The sequence below is a fragment of the Rickettsia endosymbiont of Urophora cardui genome (assembly GCF_964030725.1).
GTDB lineage: Bacteria > Pseudomonadota > Alphaproteobacteria > Rickettsiales > Rickettsiaceae > Rickettsia.
Genome location: NZ_CAXIPY010000005.1, coordinates 55,793 through 70,904 on the forward strand (window position 1 = coordinate 55,793; position 15,112 = coordinate 70,904).

Sequence of the window (15,112 nt, forward strand, 5' to 3'; positions counted from 1 at the left end):
GGATTCCCGCCGTTGCTAAGAATAACATAGAAGCCATGGGGATGACACAGTAGGCTTCGCCTATCCTCCCGATGACGTCGAAATAAATTAATCTCTCAGGGTTTAATTCCCCGAAGCTCTGCTTCGTGATATCATAAGAAACAACTAAAACTTTTTTAGATACCTCGTAGCTCTGCTGCGAGGAGCATCATTAAAAATAGGTATTTATAAATAATGTTTGTAGATAAAACTTTGTTGATTACCGGAGGTACAGGTTCATTTGGTAATGCAGTACTTTCTCGTTTTCTTAAAAATGATATTATTAAAGATATCAAAGAAATCAGAATTTTTAGTAGAGATGAAAAAAAGCAAGAAGATATGCGTATTGCTTTGAATAATCCAAAAATTAAATTCTATATCGGGGATGTGCGTAATTATAACAGCATTGATGACGCAATGAAAGGTGTAGATTACGTATTCCATGCTGCTGCTTTAAAGCAAGTACCAACATGTGAATTTTATCCGATGGAAGCAATAAATACTAATATTTTAGGTGCTGAAAATGTTTTAAGAGCAGCAACAATTAATAAAGTTGCAAAAGTTATAGTACTTAGCACTGATAAAGCCGTATATCCAATTAATGCGATGGGCTTATCTAAAGCGTTAATGGAAAAGCTAACAGTAGCAAAAGCACGTATGAATGTGAAAGATAAAACAGTATTTTGTGTTACTAGATATGGTAATGTTATGGCATCAAGAGGGTCGGTAATTCCTTTATTTATTAATCAAATTAAGCAAAATAAAGATTTAACTATTACAGAACCCTCAATGACGCGTTTTTTAATGTCGCTCGTAGATTCCGTAGATTTAGTTTTATATGCATTTGAGCATGGTCATCAAGGTGATATTTTGATACAAAAATCTCCGGCTAGTACTATTGAAATACTCGCAAAAGCATTACAAGTAATATTTGATAGTAAAAATAAAATACGTTTTATCGGCACACGTCATGGTGAAAAACATTATGAATCTTTAGTATCATCGGAGGAAATGGCGAAAGCCGAGGATTTAGGTAATTACTACCGCATTCCTATGGATGGACGCGATCTTAATTATGCAAAGTACTTTGTTGAGGGTGAAAAGAAAGTAGCACTTCTAGAGGATTATACTTCCCATAACACAAAGCGTTTAAATCTAGAAGAAGTCAAAGAGTTGTTACTCAATCTTGATCATATTCAAGAGGAGCTAAAAAATGCTTAAGGTAATGACGATTGTCGGTACTCGTCCTGAGCTTATTAAGCTATGTTGTGTGATTTCTGAGTTTGATAAACATACCAAACATATTCTAGTTCATACCGGTCAAAATTATGCATACGAATTAAATCAGGTTTTTTTTGATGATATGGGAATCAGAAAACCAGATTATTTTTTAGAAGTTGCAGCAGATAACACAGCAAAATCTATAGGACTTGTTATTGAAAAAGTAGATGAAGTTCTTGAAAAAGAAAAACCTGATGCTGTGCTATTTTACGGTGATACTAATTCTTGTCTTTCTGCAATTGCTGCTAAACGTCGTAAGATTCCGATTTTTCATATGGAAGCAGGAAATCGCTGCTTTGATCAAAGAGTGCCGGAAGAAATAAACCGCAAAATCATTGATCATATTAGCGATGTTAATATTACATTAACCGAGCATGCAAGACGTTATTTAATTGCTGAAGGGCTACCGGCTGAGCTTACCTTTAAATCAGGTTCACATATGCCAGAAGTACTTGACTGCTTCATGCCTAAAATATTAAAGTCAGATATTCTAGATAAATTATCACTCACACCAAAACAATATTTCTTAATTAGTTCGCATCGTGAAGAAAATGTAGATGTCAAAAATAATTTAAAAGAATTACTACATAGTCTACAAATGCTTATTAAAGAGTATAATTTCCTGATAATTTTTTCTACGCATCCGAGAACTAAAAAAAGACTTGAAGATTTAGAAAATTTTAAAGAGCTGGAAGATAAAATAAGATTTTTACCGGCTTTTAGTTTTACCGATTATGTAAAATTGCAAATGAATACTTTTTGTATTTTATCCGATAGCGGTACTATCACTGAAGAAGCATCAATACTTAATTTGCCTGCCTTAAATATTAGAGAAGCTCACGAGCGTCCTGAAGGTATGGATGCCGGGACGTTAATTATGTCTGGTTTTAAGGCTGAGCGGGTATTACAAGCGGTAAAGACTATTACTGAAGAGCATGATAATAAACGTTCGCAAGCTATAGTATCTGATTATAATGAAGCAGGACTTGTATCTAAGAAGATATTACGTATAGTTTTAAGTTATGTGGATTATATTAACCGCACAGTATGGCATAAGTAAATCGTTATTGTGAGAGTGGTGTCATCTAGTTGCTTGTACCTTAGGTATCCAGAAAATAAATAAAAATACTAATATCATTAGTATTTTTAACTGGACTCCGTGAACAAGTCACGGGGTGACAATAGTGCAAGTGATCCATGCAAAAATAACATATAGCTAACGCGGAAAGGTTTTTACCATAGTTTTTGTATTTACTCACATATTCACCAGATCTAAATCCTATTAAACATTGCTGGACTAACTTTAAAAACTGTTTACGTAAAATTATTGATCAATGCCTAAGTTTTTCCTAATCTGTGGTAGAAACATTTCCGTGTTAGCTATAACATTCAAGCAAAATAAGAGGTGTAATAATGAATACCAAACGATTTTCTCAGCAGCAAATGAAAAATTTTGCAGAAGAAAGCATAAAAAAAATAATAAATGCAGCAAAAGAAAAAGAGTATTTTTTATCGCCTTTTAAACATTGAGTAATTGATAATTTCTTATCCTTAGAACTCGCTAAAAGCTGTTTAGACGATTTGCCGAATCCTAAAGAAAAGCAATGGGATATAGCGAATGATAAAGATACAGGAGTTTCGCACTTAGCAAATAATATGCTAATCTAGAGAAAAATAGTTTTAGATAAAAATGACAAGATCAAAATGTAGCAAAGATTTATATAAATCATTCTTACAAGCAAGTAGTGTAAGATATACTAGCAAAGCATTATCTGAAGTAAGTCCATTAGATCTATCGCACGATAGTGCAAGTCGATGGTTAAAGAGTAAGGATTTTCGCCCTAGCGAAATCTATAGCAAAGTGTCAAAATATATTGATCTGGAAGATCCTTGTTTATTAGTGGGAGATGACACCTTATTGTCAAAGCAATACAGTAAGAGGATCGAGCTTGTAAATTATCAATATTCTGGGGCTGTACATGATGTTATACCTGGTATAGGAATGGTAAACTTACTGCATTACAATACTCAAATTGATCAATCTACTCCTGTAGATTATAGAATATATGATAAAGAAACTGATGGTAAAACAAAGAACGAGCATTTTTGTGATATGCTTACTTTAGCTAAAGAAAGAGGTATCAAGCCTGATGCTATAGTTATGGATGCTTGGTATAGTGGTTTGGATAATTTAAAACATATACGTAATTTAGGTTGGATATGGGTTACCAACCTAAGAAAAAATAGAAAAGTTAATCGTAATGTTAGCTTGGAAACTTTAGAGATTCCCGATGAAGGGCTAAAAATTCACCTACGTGGATACGGTTGGGTTACGGTATTTAAGTTTGTGGCAAAAAATGGTCGCATTGATTACATAACAACTAATTTAGAGAATCCTACACGTGAGCAAATAGAGAAAATTGTTAAGGCGCGTTGGTCTATAGAAGTTTATCATCGAGAATTGAAACAAACTTGTGGTATTGAATGCTGTCAGGCACGCACGGGTCGAGCTCAAAGAAATCATATTTGCCTTGCTGTATTGGCCTGGCTTGATATGAACAAAAGGAGGATAAATGAAAACATTACTTTATATCAACAAACTTGGGAAGTTATAAAAACATCAATTCAGAACAACATTAAATGGCTTCTAACTAATACACAATTTTGCTAAGTGCGAAACTCCTGGATTGATCAATTTGAGTATTGTAATGCAGTAAGTTTACCATTCCTATACCAGGTATAACATCATGTACAGCCCCAGAATATTGATAATTTACAAGCTCGATCCTCTTACTGTATTGCTTTGACAATAAGGTGTCATCTCCCAATAATAAACAAGGATCTTCCAGATCAATATATTTTGACACTTTGCTATAGATTTCGCTAGGGCGAAAATCCTTACTCTTTAACCATCGACTTGCACTATCGTGCGATAGATCTAATGGACTTACTTCAGATAATGCTTTGCTAGTATATCTTACACTACTTGCTTGTAAGAATGATTTATATAAATCTTTGCTACATTTTGATCTTGTCATTTTTATCTAAAACTATTTTTCTCTAGATTAGCATATTATTTGCTAAGTGCGAAACTCCTGAGATATAGAAATTAAACAAAGATCAACTTGGAAATCTGAATTTGATATACCAGACAGATGGCATTGTTGATACAATACGTTTATTTAATCTCTCAGGGTTTAATTCCCCGAAGCTCTGCTTCGTGATATCATAAGAAACAACTAAAACTTTTTTAGATACCTCGTAGCTCTGCTGCGAGGAGCATCATTTAAATATAGATATATCATGGCTCATTTAACGATAGATGAAAGATTTAAAATATACGAAATGAATCAGAGTGGTTATAGCTCGCGATATATAGGGACAAAGATTGGCCGTGATAAAAGCACTATATGTTATGAACTCAAGAGAATGAGGCATAATTATAGACCAGATAGGGCTAACACACTTGCTTGCAGTTTAAGGCAAGGTAAGAGAAAAAGAAAATTAGATATTGATAATAATTTACGAGCAGAAATAATAAAGCAGTTAACACAGGGTATTTCACCAGATATAATTTCAGGTAGACGTAAACTATCACGAGATACTGTCAATATTTCTACAGAGAGTATATACCAGTTTATTTATACATCTCCTATAGCACAAAGGCAAAAATTATATTTATCTTTAGCAAGAAAAAGGAAAAATAGGTTGCATCATGGTACAAGAATCAGAAACAAAAGAATTACAATACCAAATCGAGTTTCCATTACTGAAAGACCAGAGATAAATAGAAAGATAGCAGCAATAGGTCATTTAGAAGGTGATTTAACTTTTAACAAAGGTAATCAAAGTCGTAATATAGGCGCTCTTGTGGATATCAGAACACAAAAAGTGTTTCTCACTTTAAACCGTTCAAAAAGAACACAAGATGTGATTGGTAACATGAATAAAAAACTTAAACAATTGTCGCATATAATCAAAAGCATAACGTTAGATAATGGCAAAGAATTTACCAATCATGAACAACTATTGCCAAAATCTGAACGAAAAGTATATTTTTGCAATCCTTATTCTCCATGGCAAAAACCATTGATAGAGAAGATTAACTCAATGGTGCACAGAGTATACTCTAAATCTTTAGATATAAAAAAATTAACAATAAAGCAATTACAAGAAATTGAGGATTTTTTAAATAATTTACCAAGAAAAGTGCTCGGTTATAAAACACCCAATGAGGTATGGGAAGAAAATATAAATCTGGCTTAATTAATACTGGAATTTACCGTTTTAGTAAGAATCTGATTAGTGAGAATGGTACTATAGAGCTAAATGTTCCAAGAGACAGACAAGGTAAATTTGAACCTATAATAGTCTCAAAGAAACAAACAAGAATAGATGGCTTAGACCAAAAGATAATATCCTTATATGCGAAGGGTATGAGTGTGTCTGATATTAAAACACAATTGCAAGAATTATATGGAGCTGAGATCAGTGAGAGCCTAATCAGCAGGATTACAGATGAAGTAATAGATGAGGTCAAGATTTGGCAGAGTAGACCTCTTGAATCAGTATACCCTATAGTATATTTTGACTGTTTAGTAGTGAAAGTAAGACAAGATAAACTTATTATTAATAAATCAGTATATGTAGCTTTAGGAATAGATTTATCTGGCAGAAAGGATATTTTAGGCTTATGGATAAGTGAGAATGAAGGAGCTAAATTTTGGCTCGGTAATTTTACTGAAATGAAGAATCGAGGAGTAAAAGATATCTTAATTGCTTGTAGTGATAATCTAACTGGTATGTCTGATGCTATTGCATCAGTATATCCGAAAACTGAACATCAAATTTGTATTGTCCATCAGATCAGGAATAGCCTCAAATATGTATCATATAAAGATAGAAAGCAATTAGCAGCGGATTTGAAACTAATCTATACTTCTGCTACTGAAAAAGAAGCAGACAGGAGTTTCGCACTTAGCAAAATTGTGTATTAGTTAGAAGCCATTTAATGTTGTTCTGAATTGATGTTTTTATAACTTCCCAAGTTTGTTGATATAAAGTAATGTTTTCATTTATCCTCCTTTTGTTCATATCAAGCCAGGCCAATACAGCAAGGCAAATATGATTTCTTTGAGCTCGACCCGTGCGTGCCTGACAGCATTCAATACCACAAGTTTGTTTCAATTCTCGATGATAAACTTCTATAGACCAACGCGCCTTAACAATTTTCTCTATTTGCTCACGTGTAGGATTCTCTAAATTAGTTGTTATGTAATCAATGCGACCATTTTTTGCCACAAACTTAAATACCGTAACCCAACCGTATCCACGTAGGTGAATTTTTAGCCCTTCATCGGGAATCTCTAAAGTTTCCAAGCTAACATTACGATTAACTTTTCTATTTTTTCTTAGGTTGGTAACCCATATCCAACCTAAATTACGTATATGTTTTAAATTATCCAAACCACTATACCAAGCATCCATAACTATAGCATCAGGCTTGATACCTCTTTCTTTAGCTAAAGTAAGCATATCACAAAAATGCTCGTTCTTTGTTTTACCATCAGTTTCTTTATCATATATTCTATAATCTACAGGAGTAGATTGATCAATTTGAGTATTGTAATGCAGTAAGTTTACCATTCCTATACCAGGTATAACATCATGTACAGCCCCAGAATATTGATAATTTACAAGCTCGATCCTCTTACTGTATTGCTTTGACAATAAGGTGTCATCTCCCACTAATAAACAAGGATCTTCCAGATCAATATATTTTGACACTTTGCTATAGATTTCGCTAGGGCGAAAATCCTTACTCTTTAACCATCGACTTGCACTATCGTGCGATAGATCTAATGGACTTACTTCAGATAATGCTTTGCTAGTATATCTTACACTACTTGCTTGTAAGAATGATTTATATAAATCTTTGCTACATTTTGATCTTGTCATTTTTATCTAAAACTATTTTTCTCTAGATTAGCATATTATTTGCTAAGTGCGAAACTCCTGGCAGAATTAGCTCTTGAGTCATTTGATCAAAAATGGAGTAAGCAATATCCGCATATAGCTAAATCTTAGTATAATAATTGGGATAATTTGATAATTTTCTTGCAATATCCAAAGGAGATTCGTAAGATTATTTACACTACAAATGCGATAGAATCGCTGAATAGCCAATTGAGAAAAGTTACTAAGAATAAACGCATCTTTCCAAATGAGGCTCTGTTTCATCAATTGTGTAAATTTCGTGAACCATTAAATCCTACCATCAAATTTGATCATAAAATGAGCCATAGCTTCATTCCAATTGGGGATAGGCATAGACCATTTTTTGGTAATATAATCAATTGTCAGATATAAAACCTTAAATACTGAGTCTTTTGCAATGATTGTGTAAATTTTTGTTGAGCCTATATTAGAAGTAATTAAAAATATAGGTAACAGAAATGCAAATAGAGAAGAATAAAAAAATAAATGAAGCAATAGATTTGCTGATAGAAGGTGGAGTAGATTTAAAAACAGTACTAAGTCAGAATGGATTAATTAAGGAATTAACCAAGGGTATTTTAGAGCGAGCACTGCATGCTGAGATGTCAGAACATTTAGGTTATAGCAAGTATGATAGAGCTGAAACTGAGAATGCGAGGAATGGTAGTTTTAGTAAGAATCTGATTAGTGAGAATGGTACTATAGAGCTAAATGTTCCAAGAGACAGACAAGGTAAATTTGAACCTATAATAGTCTCAAAGAAACAAACAAGAATAGATGGCTTAGACCAAAAGATAATATCCTTATATGCGAAGGGTATGAGTGTGTCTGATATTAAAACACAATTGCAAGAATTATATGGAGCTGAGATCAGTGAGAGCCTAATCAGCAGGATTACAGATGAAGTAATAGATGAGGTCAAGATTTGGCAGAGTAGACCTCTTGAATCAGTATACCCTATAGTATATTTTGACTGTTTAGTAGTGAAAGTAAGACAAGATAAACTTATTATTAATAAATCAGTATATGTAGCTTTAGGAATAGATTTATCTGGCAGAAAGGATATTTTAGGCTTATGGATAAGTGAGAATGAAGGAGCTAAATTTTGGCTTGGTAATTTTACTGAAATGAAGAATCGAGGAGTAAAAGATATCTTAATTGCTTGTAGTGATAATCTAACTGGTATGTCTGATGCTATTGCATCAGTATATCCGAAAACTGAACATCAAATTTGTATTGTCCATCAGATCAGGAATAGCCTCAAATATGTATCATATAAAGATAGAAAGCAATTAGCAGCGGATTTGAAACTAATCTATACTTCTGCTACTGAAAAAGAAGCAGAATTAGCTCTTGAGTCATTTGATCAAAAATGGAGTAAGCAATATCCGCATATAGCTAAATCTTGGTATAATAATTGGGATAATTTGATAATTTTCTTGCAATATCCAAAGGAGATTCGTAAGATTATTTACACTACAAATGCGATAGAATCGCTGAATAGCCAATTGAGAAAAGTTACTAAGAATAAACGCATCTTTCCAAATGATGACGCAGTATTTAAGGTTTTATATCTGACAATTGATTATATTACCAAAAAATGGTCTATGCCTATCCCCAATTGGAATGAAGCTATGGCTCATTTTATGATCAAATTTGATGGTAGAATTTAATGGTTCACGAAATTTACACAATTGATGAGACAGAGCCGCCCACCAATACAAATACCCAATTGATTCATATTGGTCCAATCAGACTGACTCTGTTTGCCAGGAAGAATATTTTGTAAAAAGATTACTGTCTTATCCTTACCATGTGCAGCTCTCCATTGTTTCAACCTTTTCTGCAAACAGCGTAATTGCTTCCCATTATAATTCCCATGATACTTTTCTGTCAAATATGCTAATATGGTAGTTGCTTGCAACTCCGGTGCTGATTCTAGCATTGATTCTATTTCATCCCAGTGCTTCACAAATGGATCCTTACGTGTCCTATATTTACGTATTGTGCGTAATTCGCTTGGATACTTATATTAATACGTAAATACTTACGTGCCGTTTTTACACTCATACCTGCTTTTGCAGCAGAAATTATCTGATTATATTTTTTGATCTTTTGCATTAAAATACCTACTTGGTTATTTGTACATGTCATCAGTAATTCTCGAATAATATTTAAATATTTAAAAATAAATTTTTATTCGATTTTACTGTCCATAGTTACTTCTTTTTTATAGGTAATTTTAATGTTCGTTGAGGGTAATTCTAATATTCGTTAGTCAAGCATAAGATCTATAGCTACTTACTTGATCAATATTGGACTAAATCTGGCTCAACAAAGCAAGTGTATGTGCCTAATGTGAATGAGGTTTGGAGTGGTGACATTACTTACATTAGAACTAATGGTGGCTTTATGTATATGGCAGCTATTATAGATTGGCATAGCAAGGCCATATTGAGCTATAAAGTCTATCCGCCAAAAACACTTCAAATCCTGATCATTTGTAATGGGATAGAGTTTTGACAACAAATTGCTAAGATTTTCAATAAAAATTAATAAGTTATGTTAATTTTTACTGATACATTTCTGTGTTGGTCTAATTTTGATATGGAGCTATTGTTAACGATTTTTTATCGTTCATCTAGTTTTTGCATGATGATATTTTTGATTTATGTGGAGTTAGACACGATTTGTAAATGATTTGCAATGCATCGTAAATTCAAACCAATAGCAGAGATTATTGGATTGATAATATCTCCTATCATACCTTTCAAGAAGTTTCTACCCATCCGACCATATTGCTTTAAGTGACCTATTATTGGTTCTATGGCACTGCGTCTCTTGATCATAGACTTGTCCTCTTGTAACAACTTCTTCCGCGTTTTTGGGGTATATACCTTACTCTTCTCCTTTACATTGCTACCACTATACCCAAGATCAACAAATGATTTCTTTATCTTGATTCCAGTGACACTCTCTACTGCTTCAAAGCTCTGATGCAATGTATGACCATCATAAGGATTATTATGAAACGATTTTGCGGATAAAACAAAATTTCTACGACCACTTACTACTACCGCTACTTTATTGCCAAACTCATATGGCTTGTTGCGTTTTCCCTTTCCTATACACTCTACTTCAGGGGCATGAAAACTATATAATACTTTGTTATCTTCTTTATATTGCTTTTTAGCTTCTCTTTTTAAAACAGATTGGTTATGTATTTGTTTTATTTTTTGCAATACTTCTTGATTTTTGAGAGACAAGTTTAATTGCTTATTTTTGATCTCACGCTCACATACTCTAATCAAACGACCCAGTAATATTTTTAAATGCTTCATTATTTTCCAACGCTTCTTGGCTTTACTATGTTCTTTATATTTCCATAGCTTTACTATATCGCGTTTATAGGTTCTAGCGTATGTTTCATTCAAATGTATACCCAAACTGTTGCAAAGCTTTACTATGCTAAGCCTAGCTTTATCCATTAAATAAACATCGTGTGGGTGTTTGATATTCTTAATTTGTACAGTCGTATCAGCGATGATTAATTCCAAATCTTTTTTTTTAATTGTGTTAGTTTTTATCCCAACCCTGATCAACTCCGATAATATCTCATTATATCCAGCTTCACCTAATACACTACGAAACCGTCGTATACTAGTTTCCGAGATAGCTATGTCTTTTTCTATATATTCCCACCCGCAGAAATACTGCCAATACATATTCTCTTTTAGCTCTTCCTCTGATAATGAATCTGAAAAATTATACATTGCTTGTAGCATCGTTATGCCAAGCATCACTCTATGACATTTTCTATTTCTACCAAATTTCTTAATACAAACATTTTTTGATAACCACTCTTCGAGCCTAGACCAATTTATTAATTCTCTTAATTTATATAGCTTATTATTTGGGTTTAATTCTTCTTTTAATTTATAACCAAACAGTTTCCCTTGTTCTTGCGATTTGATAATGTTGTCTATTGGCATTGACTGAAATCCATAAGGTTTATGACCATATTTTATCATTTTCTTACGGATTGTTGTATTACTTCTTGTCTTAAAACCATATTATCTATAAGGCTTGTAGAGTTTTGGCGGACGGACTATAAACTGTCAAATTCTATGGATGCATCTCTTGTAACTGATGTCTTGAAACAAGCTCTCAGTAAGTATAACGCTCCACAGATATTTAATAGTGATCAAGGTAGCCAATATACCAGTTATGACCACATAAATATTCTCAAGGAGCATGATATCCAAATTTCAATGAATGGCAAAGGTAGAAGTATTGATAATATAGTAATAGAAAGGTTTTTTAGAACTTTAAAATATAATTGTATCTTTATTAATGATTTTAACAATGTTAAAGAGTTAAAAGAGGGGATTGATCATTATCTGAATAAATATAATTATCACAGATTTCATTCAAGTATTGGTTATAAAAAGCGAGTCTTTTGCAATGATTGTGTAAATTTTTGTTGAGCCTATATTAGAAGTAATTAAAAATATAGGTAACAGAAATGCAAATAGAGAAGAATAAAAAAATAAATGAAGCAATAGATTTGCTGATAGAAGGCGGAGTAGATTTAAAAACAGTACTAAGTCAGAATGGATTAATTAAGGAATTAACCAAGGGTATTTTAGAGCGAGCACTGCATGCTGAGATGTCAGAACATTTAGGTTATAGCAAGTATGATATAGCTAACACGGAAATGTTTCTACCACAGATTAGGAAAAACTTAGGCATTGATCAATAATTTTATGTAAACAGTTTTTAAAGTTAGTCCAGCAATGTTTAATAGGATTTAGATCTGGTGAATATGTGAGTAAATACAAAAACTATGGTAAAAACCTTTTCGCGTTAGCTATAGAGCTGAAACTGAGAATGCGAGGAATGGTAGTTTTAGTAAGAATCTGATTAGTGAGAATGGTACTATAGAGATAAATGTTCCAAGAGACAGACAAGGTAAATTTGAACCTATAATAGTCTCAAAGAAACAAACAAGAATAGATGGCTTAGACCAAAAGATAATATCCTTATATGCGAAGGGTATGAGTGTGTCTGATATTAAAACACAATTGCAAGAATTATATGGAGCTGAGATCAGTGAGAGCCTAATCAGCAGGATTACAGATGAAGTAATAGATGAGGTCAAGATTTGGCAGAGTAGACCTCTTGAATCAGTATACCCTATAGTATATTTTGACTGTTTAGTAGTGAAAGTAAGACAAGATAAACTTATTATTAATAAATCAGTATATGTAGCTTTAGGAATAGATTTATCTGGCAGAAAGGATATTTTAGGCTTATGGATAAGTGAGAATGAAGGAGCTAAATTTTGGCTTGGTAATTTTACTGAAATGAAGAATCGAGGAGTAAAAGATATCTTAATTGCTTGTAGTGATAATCTAACTGGTATGTCTGATGCTATTGCATCAGTATATCCGAAAACTGAACATCAAATTTGTATTGTCCATCAGATCAGGAATAGCCTCAAATATGTATCATATAAAGATAGAAAGCAATTAGCAGCGGATTTGAAACTAATCTATACTTCTGCTACTGAAAAAGAAGCAGAATTAGCTCTTGAGTCATTTGATCAAAAATGGAGTAAGCAATATCCGCATATAGCTAAATCTTGGTATAATAATTGGGATAATTTGATAATTTTCTTGCAATATCCAAAGGAGATTCGTAAGATTATTTACACTACAAATGCGATAGAATCGCTGAATAGCCAATTGAGAAAAGTTACTAAGAATAAACGCATCTTTCCAAATGATGACGCAGTATTTAAAGTTTTATATCTGACAATTGATTATATTACCAAAAAATGGTCTATGCCTATCCCCAATTGGAATGAAGCTATGGCTCATTTTATGATCAAATTTGATGGTAGAATTTAATGGTTCACGAAATTTACACAATTGATGAGACAGAGCCTAAAAAGCCTATGAAGTCTATCCGCCAAAAACACTTCAAATCCTGATCATTTGTAATGGGATAGAGTTTTGACAACAAATTGCTAAGATTTTCAATAAAAATTAATAAGTTATGTTAATTTTTACTGATACATTTCTGTGTTGGTCTAATTTTGATATGGAGCTATTGTTAACGATTTTTTATCGTTCATCTAGTTTTTGCATGATGATATTTTTGATTTATGTGGAGTTAGACACGATTTGTAAATGATTTGCAATGCATCGTAAATTCAAACCAATAGCAGAGATTATTGGATTGATAATATCTCCTATCATACCTTTCAAGAAGTTTCTACCCATCCGACCATATTGCTTTAAGTGACCTATTATTGGTTCTATGGCACTGCGTCTCTTGATCATAGACTTGTCCTCTTGTAACAACTTCTTCCGCGTTTTTGGGGTATATACCTTACTCTTCTCCTTTACATTGCTACCACTATACCCAAGATCAACAAATGATTTCTTTATCTTGATTCCAGTGACACTCTCTACTGCTTCAAAGCTCTGATGCAATGTATGACCATCATAAGGATTATTATGAAACGATTTTGCGGATAAAACAAAATTTCTACGACCACTTACTACTACCGCTACTTTATTGCCAAACTCATATGGCTTGTTGCGTTTTCCCTTTCCTATACACTCTACTTCAGGGGCATGAAAACTATATAATACTTTGTTATCTTCTTTATATTGCTTTTTAGCTTCTCTTTTTAAAACAGATTGGTTATGTATTTGTTTTATTTTTTGCAATACTTCTTGATTTTTGAGAGACAAGTTTAATTGCTTATTTTTGATCTCACGCTCACATACTCTAATCAAACGACCCAGTAATATTTTTAAATGCTTCATTATTTTCCAACGCTTCTTGGCTTTACTATGTTCTTTATATTTCCATAGCTTTACTATATCGCGTTTATAGGTTCTAGCGTATGTTTCATTCAAATGTATACCCAAACTGTTGCAAAGCTTTACTATGCTAAGCCTAGCTTTATCCATTAAATAAACATCGTGTGGGTGTTTGATATTCTTAATTTGTACAGTCGTATCAGCGATGATTAATTCCAAATCTTTTTTTTTAATTGTGTTAGTTTTTATCCCAACCCTGATCAACTCCGATAATATCTCATTATATCCAGCTTCACCTAATACACTACGAAACCGTCGTATACTAGTTTCCGAGATAGCTATGTCTTTTTCTATATATTCCCACCCGCAGAAATACTGCCAATACATATTCTCTTTTAGCTCTTCCTCTGATAATGAATCTGAAAAATTATACATTGCTTGTAGCATCGTTATGCCAAGCATCACTCTATGACATTTTCTATTTCTACCAAATTTCTTAATACAAACATTTTTTGATAACCACTCTTCGAGCCTAGACCAATTTATTAATTCTCTTAATTTATATAGCTTATTATTTGGGTTTAATTCTTCTTTTAATTTATAACCAAACAGTTTCCCTTGTTCTTGCGATTTGATAATGTTGTCTATTGGCATTGACTGAAATCCATAAGGTTTATGACCATATTTTATCATTTTCTTACGGATTGTTGTATTACTTCTTGTCTTAAAACCATATTATCTATAAGGCTTGTAGAGTTTTGGCGGACGGACTATGAATGTATATCTGAATTATATGCAAAATTATCAGCAAATTGCTGCCTGATAATCGAAAAATTAGGAAAACATACTACTCATTTTTTTGTCTTGATTTTTCAGTCCACTATCATAATGCAGTAATATCTTTCTTCATGGGGATACTCTTGTTTTTTTGCTAAAAATTATATAGAGTATCTTCTATCCCTTGTAAATACTTACTTCCA

10 protein-coding genes and 8 pseudogenes are annotated in these 15,112 nt (G+C 32.6%); 11 read left to right on the plus strand and 7 right to left on the minus strand.

The window, feature by feature from the left end:
- The first annotated feature begins 213 nt into the window (after positions 1–213).
- The 3 genes from AAHI98_RS06730 (at position 214) to AAHI98_RS06740 (ending at position 3,970) form a co-directional block, all read left to right on the plus strand.
- Positions 214–1,239 (plus strand): polysaccharide biosynthesis protein, encoded by a 1,026-nt coding sequence (locus AAHI98_RS06730; protein ID WP_342225437.1) that lies wholly within the window; start codon positions 214–216, stop codon positions 1,237–1,239.
- On the plus strand, positions 1,232–2,359 hold the full coding sequence (gene wecB, locus AAHI98_RS06735; RefSeq protein WP_342225438.1) for a non-hydrolyzing UDP-N-acetylglucosamine 2-epimerase: 1,128 nt from the start codon (positions 1,232–1,234) through the stop codon (positions 2,357–2,359). The genes AAHI98_RS06730 and wecB overlap by 8 nt, the downstream gene beginning before the upstream one ends.
- Positions 2,360–2,989: 630 nt before the next feature.
- Positions 2,990–3,970, plus strand: a complete 981-nt coding sequence (locus tag AAHI98_RS06740) for an IS701 family transposase (RefSeq protein ID WP_342224656.1) — start codon at positions 2,990–2,992, stop codon at positions 3,968–3,970.
- A gap of 13 nt (positions 3,971–3,983) precedes the next feature.
- Here the strand turns inward: AAHI98_RS06740 and AAHI98_RS06745 are convergent.
- A pseudogene (locus tag AAHI98_RS06745) lies at positions 3,984–4,337 on the minus strand (IS701 family transposase); the annotation flags it as partial.
- A gap of 265 nt (positions 4,338–4,602) precedes the next feature.
- Between AAHI98_RS06745 and AAHI98_RS06750 the strand changes: the two are divergent.
- Positions 4,603–5,565, plus strand: a complete 963-nt coding sequence (locus tag AAHI98_RS06750) for an IS30 family transposase (protein WP_342225440.1) — start codon at positions 4,603–4,605, stop codon at positions 5,563–5,565.
- A 23-nt stretch (positions 5,566–5,588) separates the two neighbouring features.
- Positions 5,589–6,263 (plus strand): annotated as a pseudogene (locus tag AAHI98_RS06755) (IS256 family transposase); the annotation flags it as partial.
- 13 nt (positions 6,264–6,276) lie between these two features.
- Here the strand turns inward: AAHI98_RS06755 and AAHI98_RS06760 are convergent.
- The gene (locus tag AAHI98_RS06760) at positions 6,277–7,257 is read right to left on the minus strand and encodes an IS701 family transposase (RefSeq protein WP_342224656.1); all 981 of its coding nucleotides are present in this window, start codon (positions 7,255–7,257) and stop codon (positions 6,277–6,279) included.
- A 60-nt stretch (positions 7,258–7,317) separates the two neighbouring features.
- Here AAHI98_RS06760 and AAHI98_RS06765 point away from each other — a divergent pair.
- A pseudogene (locus tag AAHI98_RS06765) lies at positions 7,318–7,527 on the plus strand (transposase); the annotation flags it as partial.
- A 36-nt stretch (positions 7,528–7,563) separates the two neighbouring features.
- On the opposite strand, the pseudogene AAHI98_RS18565 reads toward AAHI98_RS06765, so the two are convergent.
- Positions 7,564–7,686 (minus strand): annotated as a pseudogene (locus tag AAHI98_RS18565) (IS256 family transposase); the annotation flags it as partial.
- A 68-nt stretch (positions 7,687–7,754) separates the two neighbouring features.
- Between AAHI98_RS18565 and AAHI98_RS06770 the strand changes: the two are divergent.
- Entirely contained in the window at positions 7,755–8,969 is a 1,215-nt protein-coding gene (locus tag AAHI98_RS06770; RefSeq protein ID WP_342224662.1) for an IS256 family transposase, read from the plus strand.
- Here the strand turns inward: AAHI98_RS06770 and AAHI98_RS06775 are convergent.
- Complete coding sequence (locus tag AAHI98_RS06775; protein WP_342225442.1) at positions 8,966–9,268, minus strand: hypothetical protein; 303 nt, start codon at positions 9,266–9,268, stop codon at positions 8,966–8,968. The two genes, AAHI98_RS06770 and AAHI98_RS06775, sit on opposite strands and share 4 nt — an antisense overlap.
- Positions 9,265–9,450 carry a hypothetical protein gene (locus tag AAHI98_RS06780; protein ID WP_342225443.1) on the minus strand — a complete coding sequence of 62 codons (186 nt, stop codon included), beginning with the start codon at positions 9,448–9,450 and terminating at the stop codon, positions 9,265–9,267. The genes AAHI98_RS06775 and AAHI98_RS06780 overlap by 4 nt, the downstream gene beginning before the upstream one ends.
- A 126-nt stretch (positions 9,451–9,576) precedes the next feature.
- On the opposite strand from AAHI98_RS06780, the pseudogene AAHI98_RS06785 reads away from it, so the two are divergent.
- Positions 9,577–9,765 (plus strand): annotated as a pseudogene (locus AAHI98_RS06785) (DDE-type integrase/transposase/recombinase); the annotation flags it as partial.
- A 200-nt stretch (positions 9,766–9,965) separates the two neighbouring features.
- Here AAHI98_RS06785 and AAHI98_RS06790 read toward each other — a convergent pair.
- Positions 9,966–11,327, minus strand: coding sequence for an IS5 family transposase (locus AAHI98_RS06790; protein WP_342224717.1), 1,362 nt, complete (start codon positions 11,325–11,327; stop codon positions 9,966–9,968).
- A 33-nt stretch (positions 11,328–11,360) separates the two neighbouring features.
- Here AAHI98_RS06790 and AAHI98_RS06795 point away from each other — a divergent pair.
- From AAHI98_RS06795 to AAHI98_RS06805, 3 pseudogenes are all read left to right on the plus strand, one after another.
- Positions 11,361–11,783, plus strand: a pseudogene (locus AAHI98_RS06795) (transposase); the annotation flags it as partial.
- A gap of 74 nt (positions 11,784–11,857) precedes the next feature.
- Positions 11,858–11,998, plus strand: a pseudogene (locus AAHI98_RS18570) (IS256 family transposase); the annotation flags it as partial.
- Between the two features lie 172 nt (positions 11,999–12,170).
- Positions 12,171–13,208: pseudogene (locus AAHI98_RS06805) on the plus strand (IS256 family transposase); the annotation flags it as partial.
- 255 nt (positions 13,209–13,463) lie between these two features.
- Here the strand turns inward: AAHI98_RS06805 and AAHI98_RS06810 are convergent.
- Positions 13,464–14,825 carry an IS5 family transposase gene (locus tag AAHI98_RS06810; RefSeq protein WP_342224717.1) on the minus strand — a complete coding sequence of 454 codons (1,362 nt, stop codon included), beginning with the start codon at positions 14,823–14,825 and terminating at the stop codon, positions 13,464–13,466.
- Positions 14,826–15,112 lie beyond the last annotated feature (287 nt).

Excerpts from the sequence above, each read along its gene's own strand:
- AAHI98_RS06730 (WP_342225437.1), top strand. The coding sequence starts at position 214 with ATGTTTGTAGATAAAACTTTGTTGATTACCGGAGGTACAGGTTCATTT.
- wecB (WP_342225438.1), top strand. The coding sequence starts at position 1,232 with ATGCTTAAGGTAATGACGATTGTCGGTACTCGTCCTGAGCTTATTAAG.
- AAHI98_RS06740 (WP_342224656.1), top strand. The coding sequence starts at position 2,990 with ATGACAAGATCAAAATGTAGCAAAGATTTATATAAATCATTCTTACAA.
- AAHI98_RS06750 (WP_342225440.1), top strand. The coding sequence starts at position 4,603 with ATGGCTCATTTAACGATAGATGAAAGATTTAAAATATACGAAATGAAT.
- AAHI98_RS06760 (WP_342224656.1), bottom strand. The coding sequence starts at position 7,257 with ATGACAAGATCAAAATGTAGCAAAGATTTATATAAATCATTCTTACAA.
- AAHI98_RS06770 (WP_342224662.1), top strand. The coding sequence starts at position 7,755 with ATGCAAATAGAGAAGAATAAAAAAATAAATGAAGCAATAGATTTGCTG.
- AAHI98_RS06780 (WP_342225443.1), bottom strand. The coding sequence starts at position 9,450 with ATGACATGTACAAATAACCAAGTAGGTATTTTAATGCAAAAGATCAAA.
- AAHI98_RS06790 (WP_342224717.1), bottom strand. The coding sequence starts at position 11,327 with ATGATAAAATATGGTCATAAACCTTATGGATTTCAGTCAATGCCAATA.
- AAHI98_RS06810 (WP_342224717.1), bottom strand. The coding sequence starts at position 14,825 with ATGATAAAATATGGTCATAAACCTTATGGATTTCAGTCAATGCCAATA.